16 protein-coding genes are annotated in these 17055 nt (G+C 34.4%); 6 read left to right on the forward strand and 10 right to left on the reverse strand.

What is annotated here, in order from left to right:
• Positions 1-323: 323 nt before the first annotated feature.
• From ACNC7R_RS02905 to ACNC7R_RS02915, 3 genes are all read right to left on the reverse strand, one after another.
• Complete coding sequence (locus tag ACNC7R_RS02905) at positions 324-1220, reverse strand: energy transducer TonB (protein ID WP_417939514.1); 897 nt, start codon at positions 1218-1220, stop codon at positions 324-326.
• 339 nt (positions 1221-1559) lie between these two features.
• Positions 1560-2786, reverse strand: a complete 1227-nt coding sequence (locus ACNC7R_RS02910; RefSeq protein WP_417939515.1) for a Glu/Leu/Phe/Val dehydrogenase dimerization domain-containing protein — start codon at positions 2784-2786, stop codon at positions 1560-1562.
• A gap of 140 nt (positions 2787-2926) precedes the next feature.
• Positions 2927-3499: a chalcone isomerase family protein gene (locus tag ACNC7R_RS02915; RefSeq protein ID WP_417939516.1), complete on the reverse strand. Its 573-nt coding sequence runs from the start codon at positions 3497-3499 to the stop codon at positions 2927-2929.
• 442 nt (positions 3500-3941) lie between these two features.
• On the opposite strand from ACNC7R_RS02915, the gene ACNC7R_RS02920 reads away from it, so the two are divergent.
• The 5 genes from ACNC7R_RS02920 (at position 3942) to ACNC7R_RS02940 (ending at position 8094) form a co-directional block, all read left to right on the forward strand.
• Positions 3942-5084 carry an acyl-CoA dehydrogenase gene (locus tag ACNC7R_RS02920; RefSeq protein ID WP_417939517.1) on the forward strand — a complete coding sequence of 381 codons (1143 nt, stop codon included), beginning with the start codon at positions 3942-3944 and terminating at the stop codon, positions 5082-5084.
• Positions 5085-5203: 119 nt separating this feature from the next.
• Entirely contained in the window at positions 5204-6175 is a 972-nt protein-coding gene (locus tag ACNC7R_RS02925; RefSeq protein WP_417939518.1) for a M20/M25/M40 family metallo-hydrolase, read from the forward strand.
• A 120-nt stretch (positions 6176-6295) separates the two neighbouring features.
• Positions 6296-6973, forward strand: a complete 678-nt coding sequence (locus ACNC7R_RS02930; protein ID WP_417939519.1) for an SDR family NAD(P)-dependent oxidoreductase — start codon at positions 6296-6298, stop codon at positions 6971-6973.
• Positions 6974-6996: 23 nt separating this feature from the next.
• Positions 6997-7455, forward strand: a complete 459-nt coding sequence (locus ACNC7R_RS02935; protein ID WP_417939520.1) for a hypothetical protein — start codon at positions 6997-6999, stop codon at positions 7453-7455.
• 36 nt (positions 7456-7491) lie between these two features.
• Complete coding sequence (locus ACNC7R_RS02940) at positions 7492-8094, forward strand: SprT-like domain-containing protein (RefSeq protein WP_417939521.1); 603 nt, start codon at positions 7492-7494, stop codon at positions 8092-8094.
• Positions 8095-8160: 66 nt separating this feature from the next.
• On the opposite strand, the gene ACNC7R_RS02945 is transcribed toward ACNC7R_RS02940, so the two are convergent.
• The 6 genes from ACNC7R_RS02945 to ACNC7R_RS02970 form a co-directional block, all read right to left on the reverse strand.
• Positions 8161-8922: an ABC transporter ATP-binding protein gene (locus ACNC7R_RS02945; protein WP_417939522.1), complete on the reverse strand. Its 762-nt coding sequence runs from the start codon at positions 8920-8922 to the stop codon at positions 8161-8163.
• Positions 8922-9668, reverse strand: a complete 747-nt coding sequence (locus tag ACNC7R_RS02950) for an MlaE family ABC transporter permease (protein WP_417939523.1) — start codon at positions 9666-9668, stop codon at positions 8922-8924. Before ACNC7R_RS02950 ends, ACNC7R_RS02945 begins: the two co-directional genes overlap by 1 nt.
• Positions 9669-9748: 80 nt before the next feature.
• Entirely contained in the window at positions 9749-10597 is an 849-nt protein-coding gene (locus tag ACNC7R_RS02955) for a glycosyltransferase (protein ID WP_417939524.1), read from the reverse strand.
• A 24-nt stretch (positions 10598-10621) separates the two neighbouring features.
• A complete protein-coding gene (locus ACNC7R_RS02960) occupies positions 10622-11149 on the reverse strand; it encodes a methyltransferase domain-containing protein (RefSeq protein WP_417939525.1) in 528 nt (175 codons plus the stop codon).
• 89 nt (positions 11150-11238) lie between these two features.
• Complete coding sequence (locus ACNC7R_RS02965) at positions 11239-11997, reverse strand: LytR/AlgR family response regulator transcription factor (RefSeq protein ID WP_417939526.1); 759 nt, start codon at positions 11995-11997, stop codon at positions 11239-11241.
• Positions 11990-13837 (reverse strand): histidine kinase, encoded by a 1848-nt coding sequence (locus tag ACNC7R_RS02970; protein ID WP_417939527.1) that lies wholly within the window; start codon positions 13835-13837, stop codon positions 11990-11992. The genes ACNC7R_RS02965 and ACNC7R_RS02970 overlap by 8 nt, the downstream gene beginning before the upstream one ends.
• Positions 13838-14081: 244 nt before the next feature.
• Here ACNC7R_RS02970 and ACNC7R_RS02975 point away from each other — a divergent pair, with 244 nt between their 5' ends.
• On the forward strand, positions 14082-15869 hold the full coding sequence (locus ACNC7R_RS02975) for a LamG-like jellyroll fold domain-containing protein (RefSeq protein ID WP_417939528.1): 1788 nt from the start codon (positions 14082-14084) through the stop codon (positions 15867-15869).
• A 62-nt stretch (positions 15870-15931) separates the two neighbouring features.
• Here ACNC7R_RS02975 and ACNC7R_RS02980 read toward each other — a convergent pair whose 3' ends face one another.
• Entirely contained in the window at positions 15932-16990 is a 1059-nt protein-coding gene (locus ACNC7R_RS02980; protein WP_417939529.1) for a 3-oxoacyl-ACP synthase III family protein, read from the reverse strand.
• Positions 16991-17055 lie beyond the last annotated feature (65 nt).

Genomic DNA, 17055 nt, shown 5'->3' on the forward strand with positions numbered 1-17055 from the left:
CAGCAGGATGTTGATTCGGCCATTTTTTTATTCAGGTCGGGCTATTCGCACTACTTTGGTAGTTTGCTGCAAACGAAGTTCACTGAACTCGGATGAAAATAAAGATTAAGTGAAGTAATCCCTCACGCGTGGGAAAATACCACAATCTTGTCATTTCGACAGAGGAGAAATCACACAAGAAACTCCGCAAAGTAAATCTCCAATCTTTGTCGAACTACGAGTGTGATTTCTCCTTCGTCGAAATGACAAAAAAACATAAAAAAGGCTCTCCAATCATTTTCAGAAAGCCTTTTTTATTTGTGCAAATTAGTGAAATCCGTGTTCTAATTCAAACTAAAATTATAAATAATCTTACCTACTTGTTTCGCAGGAGCATTGCTATCAGCATCCCATTTGGTATTCATCGCAGCAATTTTTGCCTGATCTAATAAACATCTGGCTAAATTGGTTGTTCCTTTAATTCCAGGTATAGCACTAATTGTTCTTCCGCTTTGATCTACTGTGACTTCAACGACTACTTTTCCTGCCTCGTCACAGGTATATTTTGGAGCTGGTTTAGATAAGGCTTTTCGGTTTCCTAAAGAATATCCCGATCCGCCACCGGAACCTCCTCCGCTTCCCGCTCCGTAACCGCTTCCGGTTCCAATACCATTTCCGGTTCCGTTGCCTCCGCCTGTTCCTCCACCGGAACCACCGCTTCCATAATAACCGCCAGAACTTAGGCTACCGTTTGCTTTTCCTTTGTTTCCTGCTACTTTATCATCGCCGTCCCCGCCTTTGTTTGAACCTTTTAAAATACTCGATAACGCATCATTGGTAGAATTCGATACTTTAGGTTTTTCAGGAACAGGTTTTGTAACCGGTTTTTCTACCGGAACAGGCTTTTTAGGCTTTTCTTTTGTTGGAATAACAACATCGTTATCTGCGGTTGTGTTTTCCTGAGTAATGATTGCCTCTTCTTCGGGAGTTGCTTTTGCCGGAGCCGCTTTAACATTGTTCTTTACATCCAGAACTTCACTTTTATAATTCGCACCAGAGCCCAAATCACTGTCTCCAAAATTTACAGTTACACCACCGCCACCTTCAGCAAGTGCTACATTATTTTCAGGATTATAAGGTGGCCAGAAACGTATAAAAAAAAGCAACAGCAATAATACTGCATATATAGCTGTAGAGATTAATAATGATTTCTTTTTATCTGAAGAATCGGTAGAAGTCATTTTGATTCTGAATTTGTAATTGTATTTAATAAAAACGCTTAAAAGTAGTAAAAATTGTTGAGAGTGTAAGTGGAAAATTTAACCGAAAGGTCGCTAAGGTCTACGAAAAGGGCACAAGTTTTTTTGCACGCAGATTTAGCAGATTTCAGTAGATTTATTTTTTTTGATTTTTTGATCAATAATTGTAAAAGTTAAATCTGCCTGAATTTGCTTAAATCTGTTTAAAATCTGCGTGAAACTTCAGTTAGAATTTTTAAAAATCTTTTTAATCAAACTAATCTGTGGCAAAAAAAACGAGCCAAATTATTTTGGCCCGTTTAAAATTATAGTATAAAGAAATTACACTAACTGTTTCAATGCAATCTCGAAAGCAGTTGCACTGATATTGGTTTTTGACGGATTTAAAGCATGAGCCTTTACAATCGCATTTTTAATAATTTCTGAAGTATCATTAAAGATCGCTTCATCAGTCATTTGAACTTTTTTCTCCATAAAATAAGCAAAAACCCTCGCCATTCCACAATTCGAAATAAAATCAGGGATCAAACTTACTTTTCGGTCTACTTCTTCCATAATCGATCCGAAGAAAATTTCCTTATCTGCAAAAGGAACATTTGCTCCGCATGAAATGACTTCCAGACCATTTGCAATTAAATTTTCTATTTGTGTTTGAGTTACCAGTCTCGAAGCGGCACAAGGCGTGAAAATTTCAGCGCCAATCGTCCAGATTTTTGAATTGATTTCTTCAAACGGAATCATATTATCGGCGATTAATTTGTTTCCGTCTTTATTTAAAAACAAAGTTCTGATTTCTTCAAAAGTAAAACCTTCTTCTTTGATTAAACCTCCGTCACGGTCAATGATACCAATTACTTTCGCACCCATTTCAGCTAAATAAAAAGCAGCGGCTGAACCCACATTCCCAAATCCTTGTACAATTGCCTTTTTGCCTTTGATATCACCGCCGTAAGTTGCGTAAAAATGACGAACAGCTTCAGCAACGCCGAAACCGGTAATCATATCTGCTACGGTATATTTTCGGGTTACATCAGGAGAGAACTTAGGATTTTCGATCACTTTTATAACGCCTTGGCGTAATTGACCAATTCGGTTGATTTTATCAGCTTCTGTTGGTTTAAAGTGTCCGTTAAAAACGCCTTCCTGCGGATGCCATACGCCACACTCTTCCGTCATCGGAATCACTTCATGAATTTCATCAACATTTAAATCACCACCGGTTCCGTAATAGCTTTTTAATAAAGGAGAAACGGCTTTATACCAGCGCTGCAAAACGCCTTTTTTACGCGGATCGTTCGGGTCAAAATTAATTCCGGATTTAGCGCCTCCAATTGCAGGACCTGAGACTGAGAATTTTACTTCCATTGTTTTTGCTAATGATAAAACCTCGTTCATGTCAAGGCCTTTTCTCATTCTGGTACCGCCTCCGGCAGCTCCTCCTCGAAGTGAATTAATGACCGTCCAGCCTTCGGCTTCTGTTTCGGAATCTTTCCAGTTGAAAACAATTTCAGGGTCTTTATTTTCGAATTGTTGCAATAAATCTTTCATTTCGTTAAAGTATGTTTAGTTTTTGTAAATGTATAAAATAGAATAATGCGAATAATGTATTTTGTGTCAATTTTATTATTGAAAAAAAGAAAGCCGAAAACTATTTGTCTTCGGCTTTAAAAATTCTAGAAATCAGGTCATTATTGCCCCAATAAGTTTTTCTTTAACGTTTCGTCAACGGGTTTGTCTGATAGCCAGATTCCGAACAATGCTTTTTTGAAATCAAACCCTGGAATTTTTCCTTTTAATGATTCGTTTTTGAAAACATTTATAGTTTGATCCAAAGGATTATACGCTAATATAAAAACATCTTTTTCTGTAATCTTATCACTTAAAAGTGTTTTTAGCTGCTCAATCCTTGGTTTTAATGCCTGAAGCTTATCTGCTGCAGATTTTTCAAATCCTGTATCCATTGCTTTGCCTAATTTGTTGGCAGAAACCATAGATGAAGTAATTTCGATTCTGATAGCCATGTCGGTATCGCTCTCCATAATAAATTGAGCATCCTGTGTTAATTGTGACAGATACAAAGCCTGTACATATACCTCCATCCACATTTTTGATCTACCGCCAGCCCCATTAAGTTGCAAAGTTTTATTCAAAACCTCAATTTTTCGTGGAACAGTAACGCCGTTTATATCAATATGAGATTGCGCGGATAGAGATAATGGTAGGCATAAAAAAATCGTGAGTATTAGTAAAATCTTTTTCATAGTCTTTCTTAAATAATTGTTTTTTTAGTGTTTTTGTTTTTTACAAAAATACTGCTAATCTGCAAAAAAATAGTGTTTTAAACGATAAGTTTTTATGATATTTTCTGTGGTTTCTAAAACATACTGAATTAAAAATCAAATTAGTAAGAGTAATTTTATCGTTGATTTACTATGTAGTAACTATGGTGTGGGAAATCTGTAAAGGGCTATGTTTTAACTTTTGTTATCTATAACTTTATGCTTAACTTTTGAATAATATATTGTAATATTCAGATTTTATTAGTTTTAGTTTAGAGTTAAAACGAAAACGTTATAGTTTTTTCGGATTAAAACTTAAAATACTATGCATGCATTGTTATTTGGTATTTAAAATTTATCTTTGGAAAGCTTCTTTTCTTTTAAGGATAACGAAAGCATTTTTAACAACTAAAGAACCACTATTATGGATTTTAATCTAACAGAAGAGCATTTAATGATTCAACAGGCTGCAAGAGATTTTGCTCAAAATGAGCTTTTGCCTGGTGTAATTGAAAGAGATGAAAAGCAAATTTTTCCGGCCGAACAGATAAAAAAGATGGGTGAGTTAGGGTTCATGGGGATGATGGTTGATCCAAAATACGGAGGCAGCGGGCTGGATACAATTTCGTATGTAATTGCGATGGAAGAAATTTCTAAAGTTGATGCATCGGCTTCGGTAGTGATGTCTGTAAATAATTCTTTAGTTTGCTGGGGATTACAGGAATTTGGAACCGAGGAGCAAAAACAAAAATATTTGCCAGGTCTGGCTTCAGGAGAAATTCATGGGGCATTTTGCTTGAGCGAGCCAGAAGCAGGTAGTGACGCCACTTCGCAAAAAACAACTGCTATCGATATGGGGGATCACTATCTGGTAAATGGTACAAAAAACTGGATTACAAACGGGAATACGGCTTCTGTTTATTTAGTTATTGCACAAACGCATCCTGAATTAAAGCATAAAGGAATAAATGTCCTGATTATGACCAAAGATATGCCGGGGTTTTCGGTTGGACCAAAAGAGCAAAAAATGGGGATTCGTGGCTCAGATACACATTCATTAATGTTCAGCGATGTTAAGGTTCCGAAAGAAAACAGAATCGGTGAAGACGGATTCGGATTTAAATTTGCCATGAAAACCCTTGCCGGAGGCCGTATCGGAATCGCTTCTCAGGCTTTGGGAATCGCTTCAGGGGCTTATGAGCTGGCTTTAAAATATTCCAAAGAGCGTAAAGCTTTTGGTACCGAAATCTGCAATCATCAGGCGATTGCTTTTAAACTGGCAGATATGGCAGTTAACATTGAAGCTGCACGCCATTTGTGTATGAAAGCAGCCTGGGACAAAGACCAGCATAAGAATTATGATGTAAGCGGTGCGATGGCTAAATTATTTGCTTCGCAGGTAGCAATGGATACAGCCGTAGAAGCAGTTCAGATTCACGGTGGGAATGGTTATGTAAAAGAATACCATGTAGAGCGTATGATGCGTGATGCGAAAATCACTCAGATTTACGAAGGAACTTCAGAGATTCAGAAAATTGTGATTTCAAGATCCGTTATTGCACAATAGCGGTTTTTTTTTATAATTATTAACCCTTTCGGATTTTTTAGATTTGAGAGGTTTTTTTATGATTATTTTTTAACAGTCAGAAGTTTTGCCTTAACGACACTAATCTAATTTCTTTTTTTATGAAAAATATATACATTCTTGTTTCATTAATTTTATTAGGCTGCAAATCTACTCTTTCATCAGTTGGAGAAAAAGTTTCCAAAGAAACAGCTGTTGAAACCAATTATATAGTTCAGCAGAATGAGGTCTCAGATTTTTTAAAATATCTTTCTTCTGATGAACTCGAAGGAAGAGAGACAGGAACGAACGGTATTGAAAAAGCAGCCGTTTTTCTAGAGAATTTTTTTAAGAACAACAACGTAAAGCCTTATTTCAGTACGTATCGTGATACGCTTACGAATTTTAAGTCGCCGGCCTATAATATTGTGGGATATTTAGAAGGAAGCGATCCGGAACTCAAAAAAGAATTTGTCGTTTTAAGTGCACATTATGATCATATTGGTGTGCTTAAAAACAAGCAGGGTGATATGATTAATAACGGTGCGAACGATGATGCTTCCGGAGTAACCGTAGTTGCAGAAATGGCTAAATATTTTGCAAAGATAAAATCGAATAAAAGGAGCATTCTGTTTGTGTTTTTTGCCGGAGAAGAAAAAGGGTTGTTAGGTTCTAAAAGTTTAGTGCAAAAACTTAAAAAGAAAGATTTTAATTTATATGCCCAGCTCAATATTGAGATGGTGGGTGTACCCATGAAACGTGATTATCTTGCTTACATAACAGGTTTTGATAAATCAAATATGGCCGAAAGGATTAATCAGTACACCGGAAAGAATACAATTGGCTTTCTTCCAAAAGAAGCCGAATATGAACTTTTTTACCGTTCTGATAATTATTCTTTTTATGAAGCATTCAAAAAACCGTGTCAGTCCATAAGTACTTTTGATTTTGAGAATTTCGAATTTTATCATCATCCGTCAGATGAATTTCAGCTGATGAATATTCCGCATATCACTAAATTTATACAGGAATTTTTGCCGGCGGTTACACAAATAACAACAACTCCAATGCAAGAAATAACAATGACAAAATAAGGATTCCTTTTCTAAGATTTGATTATTTTTGCGGCATGAAATCGCCATTCTTCCAATGATAAAATAGTAATAAAAGAATGGCGATACCATATTCCATTAAAAAGAAAACAGCATCTTCGTATGAAAAATATTATAATTACAGGAACTTCAAGAGGAATTGGTTATGAACTGGCTTTGCAGTTCGCAAATGCAGGACATAATGTGTTAGCGATTTCCAGAAAAATTCCACAGGCTCTTTTAGAACACCAAAATGTTACCTGCCTTTCGGTTGATCTCGCAGATGAATCACAACTCGATATTGTAAGCGATTTTCTTTCTTCGACATGGAAAAAAATAGATGCTGTGGTGCATAACGCAGGTGCTTTGCTTTTGAAACCTTTTGAGGAAACCACTCAGGCTGATTTTGAAAGTATTTACAAAGTGAATGTTTTTGCTGTAGCTAATCTGACCCGGATTTGTTTGCCATATCTGGAAAAAGGAAGCCATGTCGTTACCATCAGTTCAATTGGCGGAGTACGAGGCAGTCTTAAGTTTGCAGGATTAGCAGCTTACAGTTCAAGTAAAGGAGCTGTTGGTACCTTAACAGAATTATTGGCAGAGGAATACAAAGAAAAAGGGATTTCATTTAATGTTTTGGCTTTAGGTTCTGTTCAGACGGAAATGCTGAACGAAGCTTTCCCGGGTTATCAGGCACCCATTTCTGCAGAAGGAATGGCAACTTATATTTATGATTTTACGCTTAATGGGAATAAGTACTTTAATGGAAAGGTATTAGAAGTTTCTTCAACCAATCCGTAATTATCTCAGACCACAAAAAATAAATGAATAAAATAATAATCATCTCACTTGTTCTAATTTTTTTTTCTTGCAAATATGAAGAGAAAAATATTGTGCTGAGTAACCAAAATTGGATTGAATACGATTCAAAAGATTCTATTCCGAAACAATTTTTTCAAGTTTTAAAGGCAATAAATGGTGATGAAAAAATTGCTGACAAAGACGAAGCTTACGAAGCAACAGATAATATTTCTGATGAAAGTATTCCAACAAGACAACTAAAGTTATTATCTAAGAAAAATGATCAATGGAGATTAGTTTATGAACAAGGAGGAATTGGAACTTATAATGTTTATATCGAATGTAGAATAGAAAAAGACTCTCTATTTGCACTTAAAATTGCTAAAACTTTATTACCAATTGAAAATAATGATAGTATAACTAAATTTTTAAAAGAAAAAAGAATAGAATTAAAAGATATAAAAGTATCTAATGATAACTAACTTCTAACTTTTTTACATATAACATTGTAACCTAAATTGAGCGAAACATTAGCCAAATATATACCCGAACATGCCGTAAAGCCCGTTTTCGATTTGATCGTTGCCAATCAGGTGCATCTTAAAATCGTAAACGAACGCCAGACGCGTCATGGTGATTACAGGAGAGGACCAAGCGGCAAGCATGAAATAACAGTCAATGCAAGTTTAAATAAATATCGATTTTTGATTACGCTGATTCATGAAATTGCACATTTAGTAGCTTTTGAAAAGTTTGGACGGAATATTAAGCCTCATGGGAATGAATGGAAATTGACATTTCAGCGTTTGATGGTACCATTTATAAGACCGGAAATATTCCCGGCTCAAATTTTGCCTTTGTTAGCAAGACATTTTAAAAATCCTTCGGCAAGCAGTGATACTGATACAACATTGTCGTTGGCTTTGAAGCAGTATGATGCACAAAATGACAAAAATTATGTTTTTGAGATTCCGTACGGAAGTGTCTTCCGAATTAAAAACGGCAAAATATTCAAGAAAATTGCTGTACGGACAAAACGTTTTGAATGTCTCGAAATGAGTACCGGAAAATTGTATCTTTTTAATCCAAATGCAGAAGTGGAGTTGATTAATATTAAATAAAGAATCCCAAAATCCATTTTTTTCAAGTTTGGAGTTTGGGATTTTAAATATTGTACCTTAAAAATTTTACCCTTTCAAATAAGCTTCTCTTACCTTTTTGAATAAATTGGAAGAATAAACAAATTTAACAACTGCCTCATTTTCGGTTGTAAAGATTTCTTCTTTGGTTCCCTGCCATGCTTTTAGCCCTTTTTTTAAGAAAACAATATTTTCTCCGATTTCCATAACCGAGTTCATATCGTGGGTGTTAATCACAGTTGTAATATTATATTCTTTTGTAATTTCCTGAATCAAATTATCAATTAGAGTTGAAGTATTCGGATCAAGACCAGAGTTTGGCTCATCACAAAACAAATATTTGGGATTGTTTACGATTGCTCGTGCAATAGCTACACGTTTTTGCATACCTCCTGAAATTTCAGATGGCAGTTTTCTGTGGGCATCAACTAAGTTTACTCTTTCTAAAACAAAATCAACACGCTCTTTGATTAGAGCTTTATTATTGTTTGTGAACATTCTTAACGGAAACGCAACGTTTTCCTCTACGGTCATCGAATCGAATAAAGCACTTCCCTGAAAAACCATTCCGATTTCGGTTCTTAATTCACGTTTTTCATCCTTATCTAAATCAGAATAGACTCTTCCGTCAAATTCAATTGTTCCTGAATCCGGAGCATGAATTCCTAATAACGTTTTTAACAAAACTGTTTTTCCTGAACCACTCTGTCCAATGATTAAGTTGGTTTTACCAGTCTCAAAAACTGTCGAAACACCTTTTAAAACTTTGCTGTCTCCAAATGATTTTTCTATGTTTTTTACTTCTATCATTATCCTAATAATAATTGGGTTAATATATAATTTAGAAGAATGATACAAACTGATGTCCATACAAATGATACCGTACTTGCTTTACCAACTTCTAATGCACCACCTTTCATGTAATAACCATGAAAAGACGGAATTGTAGCCAATAACATGGCAAAAATCAAAGTCTTAATAAAAGCATATGTAATGTGAAAAGGGATAAATTCCATTTGAGCGCCCTGGATAAAATCCTGGCTTGTAGAAAATCCGCCATAAGCACAAGCAAGCCATCCGCCAAAAATGCCTAAGAACATGCTGACTCCAATTACAAACGGGTACATTAATAAAGCTATTATTTTTGGAAAAATAAGATAATTTAAAGAATTTACCCCCATAACTTCCAGAGCATCAATTTGCTCGGTTACGCGCATAGTTCCAATACTTGAAGTAATATAAGAGCCCATTTTTCCGGCCATAATTACTGAAATAAAAGTAGGTGCAAATTCCAGAATTACAGACTGACGTGTGGCAAAACCAATTAAATATTTTGGAATTAAAGGATTAGTTAAGTTTAAAGCAGTCTGAATAGCTACAACCCCGCCAATAAAGAAAGAGATAAAACAAACGATTCCGAGGGAGTCAATTATTAAATCGTCGATTTCCTTGAAAATTAATTTTTTCATTACAGACCATTTGGTCTGTTTGTTGAAAATTTCTTTCAGCATTAAAAAATATTTCCCTACCTGGGATAAATAACGAATTAACATCATAGTTTTACAAATATTGGCTAAGGTAAAAAGAAGTTATGAGTTTTGGGTTATGACTTTTCCTTTTTCGGTTGCTTTGGCAATCAAATTAACTTTTGTTTCATTTTTTGAAAACGATACTTTCTTATAAATTTAGCCTGTTCAGGTGTAACCAATAAAGGGGTATTGGCTTTTTTTGCCTTCCAGAAACCTCTGATGTAATCCAGAAAAAGAAAAGGTTTTTTCTTCATCATTGCCAGTTTTGCAGAAGCAATGGCTGTAATCCAAAAGCCATAACCTAAAGTATAAAAAGCTTCGCCTTGTTTATAACGGGCTGTTTTGTTGTAATTGGCGCCTGTTGGTTTCAGGTGTTTTACATGTAAAGATCCGTCTGTGACAATTTTCCAGTCGTAATATTTACACAATAATTCATCTACCGTGTCCCAGCCCATTGCAGGACGTAATCCTCCAATCTGATTGAAGGTTTCTTTACGGTATGCTTTTAAAGCTCCGCGAATATGATCTTTGTCGGTTAAATTTTCTAAAATCCAGCCGCCGTTTTTTTCGATATAACAAAACCCGCCTGCCATTCCGACTTTTGGATCTGAGTTGAAATGTTTAATAATGGTTTCGAAATAATTAGGAGGAAAAATCAAATCACCGTCTATTTTTACAATGATTTCATACTCAGAATCTAAAGTTTCAAAACCTCTCTGGAAAGCCTGAATTACTTTGCTTCCGGGCATGTGAATTGCATCTGAAGTTTTGTTGACAACAGAAATAAACGGATTTTCTTTTGCGAAACCCAAAACCACTTCTTCTGTTTTATCAGTTGAATTGTCATTAACAACCACAATTTTTGAAGGTAAAATGGTTTGTGAAACCAGGGATTGCAAAGTCAGGCCGATTAAGTCCTGTTCGTTGTGTGCGGGAATGACGATGTAATATTTCATAAAATAATTATCAATTGTAAATTATTAATTATGAATTTTTTCTGCGTACACAATATAATATCTGTTTGTAAAACTGCGTAAAAAAGGTCTTAAACCAAATTTTTTAACCGGGTTGGTCCATTTTTGTCTGTCGATGATTTTCCAGCCGGTTTTTTCCAGAAGCCAGTCCAGTTGCCAGTCTTCAAATTCGTGATAATGTCTGTCCCACATATCTGTTTTAGAACGATAGGCTGGTGAAAACCACAAACGCATCGGAATCGAAATCAAAAGTTTATCTGATTGGATTTCGTTTAAAATGGTAAACGGATTTAGTAAATGTTCGAAAATTTCGAAAGCTGTTACCACGTCTGTCTTGTTATTTTTGAGACTTTCCTGATTCAGGTCTAAATCTTCACCAGTGGTATTTTTAACTGAAAAACCGGCTTCTTTCATGATTTTTGAAAACGGATTTTCAACCCCTAAATCCAGAATACTTTCAGATGTTTTGATGTGTTTTTGTAAAAACTCCAGGGTAAGTTTGAATCTTTTATTTGGAAACGTTTTTTCGTACATATTGATTGAGCGGAACGAAAAGGTTTTTCGTTCTATAGTTTAATTAGGTTGTAAATGTACAAAGTTTTAGTGTCTTTTTGAAATCAAATTTATCGTGATATTTTATTGATTAAACTTAAAAAAGCATCGGTTTTTTCAGAGGAAATTGGAAGTTCTTTTTTGTTTGAAAGGGTTATCCAGCCACCATTGGATTTGTCATACTTCTCTACAAAATCGGTATTGAGTAAATAGGATTTGTGAATGCGGCAAAAACACGGATTATTTTTCAGTCCGTCTTCAAATTTTTTTATAGAACGGCTCACAATCATTTTTTTTCCGTTTTCCAGATAAAGTTCCGAATAGGAATTGTCCGCCTTGATGTAAACGATATTTTCGGGTTTTATGAAATGAAGTTGATTGCCTTCGGGGACTGCAATTTTGTTGATTTTTTTATCGGAGATAATGCTTTTCAAGCTCGAAAAAGATTCTTGATTGTAGGCCTTTTTTCTTTCAAAACGTTCCAAAGCTTCTTCAATATCTTCTTTGTTTAAGGGTTTTAGTAAATAATCAACTGCCGAAATTTTTAATGCTTCAATCGCATAATGATTATAAGCCGTGGTAAAAATGATGGAGAAATTAACGTCTTTTTCATTGAAGAAATCCAATATTTCCAATCCGCTGAAATTAGGCATTTCAATATCCAGGAAAATAAAATCGGGTTGGTATTTGTAGATGGATTTTACTCCAGAAGGCAAATCGTCAGCTACAGCCACTATTTCTATATTTGGAAAATGTTTTTCCAAGATGTTTTGCAACAATATTTGGGCTCTTTTTTCGTCTTCGATGATGATGGTTTTGTATTTATTCATAGTGCAAATCCATTGTGATTTTTATTTCAGTTCCTTCGGAATTTTCGTTGCTGTCGAACAATTCGTTGGTTTCGATTTCAATTTTTAAATCATTTCGGTTGATGATTTCTAATCGCTCCAGTGTAGCTTTTGTAGCAAACGAAGTATTTTTGCTAGTATTTTTCTGATTGATTTCGTTGGCTTTGGTGAGTCCAATTCCATTGTCTTTTATCGTAATTTCCAATTGGTTTTGGGGGTTGATTTCGAAATTAACCCATAAATTTTTCATTCCTTTTTTATGGGCTAATCCGTGAATAACTGCATTTTCAATATAGGGTTGCAAGAGCATAGTGGGAATCGTTACATTGTGAATGTGGCTGTTTTTTATATTGATTTGGAAATTAAAATCGGATAGTCTGATTTTTTGCAGATTCAAATACAGGTTTTGCATTTTTATTTCTTCGTCAATACTAATCCAGTTTTTATCGGTCATTTCGAGAATCATTCGAGTGAGTTTCGAGAATTTGTTCAAATAATCGGTGGCTTCTTCGGTTTCGTTTGTAGCTATATAGGATTGAATAGTATTGAGCGCATTGAAAAAAAAATGCGGATTCATTTGTGATTTCAGTGCTTTGAGTTCGCTTTGTGATGCTTTTTTTTCGGCCAATATTGTTTTTTCAGCTTCGAGGAGTCGCAGTTTCAAAAGTTCGTTTTGCTTTTTTATTTTAAATCGGTTGAAAATAAAATAGCCGAAAATCAATAGCGAAAATATAAAAATCGATAGCGATAAAACGATTGATTTTTGTCGTTTGTTTTCCAAATTGGCAATTTTGTTGTCTTTTTGCAAAGAAGTGATATGGTTTTGTTTTTTCTCGGTCTCGTATCTAAAATTGGCCTTCAGAATAGCATTTTGGTTTCCTTGTTTGTTTATCGAGTCATTGGCTTTTGCTATACTTTCAGCTACTGTTAAAGCTTCTTTGTACCTTTTTTCATTTTTTAGTATCGGATATAATTTAGCTCCTATTGATGAAATATATTTTAGATTGTTCGCCTCAACGGCAGTCTCATAGGCAAGAGCCAGTAATTTGTTTCTTTTAGGTAAATCTTTTTCTTCACTCGACTCATATAAATTGTACAACGGCAACGCTAGATCGTATTTATTGCCAGTTTGATTGTAAATTTTTATAGATTGTAATAAAAACGGAAGTGCTTTGGTTTTATTATTTAAAGTCTTGTATGCTTCATAAAGATTTCTATTGGAGTCGGCTATTTCATCCTGGTTATCTGTTTTTGAAAAATAATGAAGTGATTTCTTAAAAAATTCTAAGGCTAATTTGTGTGAGTTGTTCTTTGTATAACACTTCCCTAAATTTCTGTAAATAGTTCCTAATTGATAGGGGTCATTTTCTTTGATGAATATAGAGAGTGCTTTTTTAAAATAAAACATCGCTTTTTCAAATTCTTTTTCGATGTAAAAGGAAGATCCTATTTCTGAACAGGCAAAGCCAACTATTTTAGGATATTTTTTATCATTTGCATGCTTCAATATATAAAAGTAGTTTTGAATGCCTTGCTGATTATTGCCTTTTTCATAATGATAGTAAGCATCGGTAATCAAACATAGAAATTCAGAACATTCATAATAGTCCTTTATTTTTGATTGCAAATTTTGAATTTTTTGTCTTTTTCTAATAATTTTCAATAAGTAGTCATTCCACTTCTTTATCGAATCTATGTTTGATGCAAGCTCAATTTTTTTACCAAAAGCATCTACCGATAATGTATCGTTCGGATTTTTGTTTACTGTTGATTGCGATAGTAAGATATTCGTAAAAAATACGAGAATTAGAGCTTTTTTCATAAATGAATGTTGTGCAATATGATTTTTTTCAGTGGTCTGATAACGAGTTTCACAATACCATACCTACTTTATGATTTATTTTCGGAAGGCAAAACTGTTACAGCATTTTATTTTTGTAAAAATACAGGAAATATGTAATATAAAAATGTGGTTCTCAAACTCAAAACGACAGTTCTCAAGCTGGCGGTTTTTTCTTGTTTTAATTGAAATAGTTTTGGGATATAATTATAAAACCAAATTTATTATGAAAACACGTCTACTCTTTTTTATGTTTATGATTTGCAGTTTTGCAAACGCACAAGCCACTTTCAACACGCCCTATGCTTCATCGGTTGAAGCCACAACGGCAAACCTAAATGTTTTTATGAGCCTGAACAATACCTATCTAGTGTCGTATCAAATTGCCACAACATCTGCGGGTGTGGATAGTGCTACAAATTTAGATAGTCAAAATACTTTTGCGGGTACTTATAACCATGTTAGAAATATTACGGGACTTTTACCAAATACAACTTATTATTTTAGATTCAGGGCTTACGCCTTTGGGGTTTATACCAATTCTGCCATAGGTTCTTTCACCACATTACCTTTAACTCCAATAATTTCTAATGTGTCTTCCACAGGTATTTCATACAATGGAGCAACAATTAATTATACTTTAAATGCTCAGGGATTTAATACAGCATCTGTTATAAAGTATGGTTTATCTGCAGCGACAATGACCAATCAAGTTACAGGTATTTCTGCAACAGGTTCTGCAAACACAAATGCCAATATTGCATTAACGGGCTTGTCTAATAATACACAATATTATTATGTAGTTGAAGCTGTCAATGCAAACGGAACCACTACTAGCCAACCAGTAGGTACTTTTACAACAACAAATGTATATCCTTTGATATCTTATATAAGCACTAGTTCTAGTGCTACTCAAACATCAATAACAATTAATTATCTTTTAAATGCAAATGGTAGCAACACTACATCTGTAGTACAGACTTTTGCAGGTGGTATAGTACAATTAGAAGAAACTGGGGTGTCGGCTACTGGTACAAATAACGTACCCGGTAGTGTAACTTTGACTGGGCTAACTCCAAATACTACTTATGAGTTAGGGATAAATGCTACAAATAGCTATGGAAGTACTTTTGTGGGTTTTTTTTACTTTACTACTCATCCTCTGCCACAAACAATAGCAGAATATACTTTTGATAACACACTTAACAACATAAATTCAAATTCGCCTTTTTCTTCTTCTGCTGGTATAACTTATACAGCCGATAGAAACGGAAACCCCAATTCTGCACTTAGAATAGCTAATGGCGCAGAAACAACAGCGACTATTGCAAATTTACCTTATGAACGTTTACCAAGAACTATTTCATTTTGGGCAAAAACAGAAACAATGAGCACACGAAATTTAATTTTTAATTATGGAGTATATAATGCAGCTAACCCAAACAATTGGAGCGCATTTTATTATGGGGCAACAAATGCTGTATTTGTGAATGGATCAAATACTGTTACTACAACAAATAATAATTCAACTTGGTATCATTATGTTTGTACTTATGATGGAAAACAATCCAGAATTTATAAAGATGGAGTGTTAATTTCAACAAGTATGAATTTTATAATGAACACATTAAATAGTTCTGATGTTTTTAAGTTAGGAATAACAGGCAGTTCTATTTATGGATTTGACGGTGCCATTGACGATTTAAAAATTTATAACTACGCATTAACCCAGGCTGATGTAACCAGTTTGTACACCACCAACACCTTGTCTTCTCAAGATTTTATTCAAAACAATCTAACGGTTGGCTTATATCCCAACCCTGTAGATGATGTATTAAACATAGAGAGTGATACAGAATTAAAATCAGTTGAAATTTATAATATGCAAGGGCGAAAGATTCAAGTGTCTAATCAAAAACAGATTAATGTTTCTGATTTAGCTTCAGGGATTTATATGGTAAGAATTCAGGATAAAGAGAATGGAATTGTAACTAAAAAGATTATAAAACAATAAAGAAGAATTCCCATCAAATTAAAATCCCTTTTGAAACGATTGTTTTAAAAGGGATTTAGGTTTTAATATCTATAAACAAATGCATTAATGTTCATTCCTGCTCCAACTGAAGCAAAAATAACAACATCGCCTTTTTTGATTTCATGGTTTTCTATTTTTCCCTGAATTAACAGATCGTATAAAGTAGGTACGGTGGCAACACTGCTGTTTCCTAAATCATGAATACTCATAGGCATGATGTCTTTTGGTGGTGTTTTGTCGTATAGTTTATAAAAACGGGCAATGATGGCTTCGTCCATTTTTTCGTTTGCCTGATGGATAAGGATTTTTTTGACCTCATCGATAGCAATTCCGCTTTTATCCAGACAGTCTTTCATGGCACACGGGACATTGCTTAATGCAAATTCGTAAATTTTACGCCCATACATTTTGATGTATTTTATATCCGGATCCAGATCAGGATTGTATGATTTACCGAAGAAAAGAAAGTTGGCTTCATCATTTGCAAAAGTGGCACTTTCGTAAGATAATAATCCTGCTTCGTCATTTGAGGCTTCTAAAATTGAAGCTCCGGCACCGTCTGAATAAATCATCGAATCACGGTCATGATCGTCAACCACTCTTGAAAGGGTTTCTGCGCCAATAACCAAAACTCTTTTTGCCATTCCGGATTTGATGAAAGCATTGGCCTGCAATACACCTTCAATCCATCCCGGACAGCCGAAAAGAATATCATAAGCCACACATTTTGGGTTTTTGATGTCCAGTTTATGTTTCACACGGGTAGCTAAACTCGGAATCATATCTGACTGCACAGTTCCGGATTTTACATCACCAAAGTTGTGCGCAAAAATGATATAATCTAAAGTCTCTTTGTCAATATTAGCATTTGCAATTGCTTTTTCGGCTGCAAAAAAGGCTAAATCTGAAGTTATATGCTGATCTTCGGCATAACGACGGTTTTCGATTCCGGTAATACCTTTAAATTTTCTTATTACAGTTTCGTTTGGATATCCAAAAGGAGTACCATCTTCATTTAAAAAAACATGTTTGTCAAAATCGGTATTCTTAACTTCTTTTTGCGGAATATAACTTCCGATACCTATTATTTTTATTTTCATTAGTTCTTTTTTCCAAAATTTTAGCTAATGTATAAATAAATACAATAGGACAGCTATAAAAATTA

This window comes from Flavobacterium adiutor (assembly GCF_048282555.1).
GTDB lineage: Bacteria > Bacteroidota > Bacteroidia > Flavobacteriales > Flavobacteriaceae > Flavobacterium.

Excerpts from the sequence above, each read along its gene's own strand:
- ACNC7R_RS02975 (WP_417939528.1), top strand. The coding sequence starts at position 14,082 with ATGAAAACACGTCTACTCTTTTTTATGTTTATGATTTGCAGTTTTGCA.
- ACNC7R_RS02955 (WP_417939524.1), bottom strand. The coding sequence starts at position 10,597 with ATGAAATATTACATCGTCATTCCCGCACACAACGAACAGGACTTAATC.
- ACNC7R_RS02950 (WP_417939523.1), bottom strand. The coding sequence starts at position 9,668 with ATGATGTTAATTCGTTATTTATCCCAGGTAGGGAAATATTTTTTAATG.
- ACNC7R_RS02920 (WP_417939517.1), top strand. The coding sequence starts at position 3,942 with ATGGATTTTAATCTAACAGAAGAGCATTTAATGATTCAACAGGCTGCA.
- ACNC7R_RS02930 (WP_417939519.1), top strand. The coding sequence starts at position 6,296 with ATGAAAAATATTATAATTACAGGAACTTCAAGAGGAATTGGTTATGAA.
- ACNC7R_RS02935 (WP_417939520.1), top strand. The coding sequence starts at position 6,997 with ATGAATAAAATAATAATCATCTCACTTGTTCTAATTTTTTTTTCTTGC.
- ACNC7R_RS02945 (WP_417939522.1), bottom strand. The coding sequence starts at position 8,922 with ATGATAGAAGTAAAAAACATAGAAAAATCATTTGGAGACAGCAAAGTT.
- ACNC7R_RS02915 (WP_417939516.1), bottom strand. The coding sequence starts at position 3,499 with ATGAAAAAGATTTTACTAATACTCACGATTTTTTTATGCCTACCATTA.
- ACNC7R_RS02925 (WP_417939518.1), top strand. The coding sequence starts at position 5,204 with ATGAAAAATATATACATTCTTGTTTCATTAATTTTATTAGGCTGCAAA.
- ACNC7R_RS02980 (WP_417939529.1), bottom strand. The coding sequence starts at position 16,990 with ATGAAAATAAAAATAATAGGTATCGGAAGTTATATTCCGCAAAAAGAA.
- ACNC7R_RS02970 (WP_417939527.1), bottom strand. The coding sequence starts at position 13,837 with ATGAAAAAAGCTCTAATTCTCGTATTTTTTACGAATATCTTACTATCG.
- ACNC7R_RS02910 (WP_417939515.1), bottom strand. The coding sequence starts at position 2,786 with ATGAAAGATTTATTGCAACAATTCGAAAATAAAGACCCTGAAATTGTT.
- ACNC7R_RS02905 (WP_417939514.1), bottom strand. The coding sequence starts at position 1,220 with ATGACTTCTACCGATTCTTCAGATAAAAAGAAATCATTATTAATCTCT.
- ACNC7R_RS02965 (WP_417939526.1), bottom strand. The coding sequence starts at position 11,997 with ATGAATAAATACAAAACCATCATCATCGAAGACGAAAAAAGAGCCCAA.
- ACNC7R_RS02960 (WP_417939525.1), bottom strand. The coding sequence starts at position 11,149 with ATGTACGAAAAAACGTTTCCAAATAAAAGATTCAAACTTACCCTGGAG.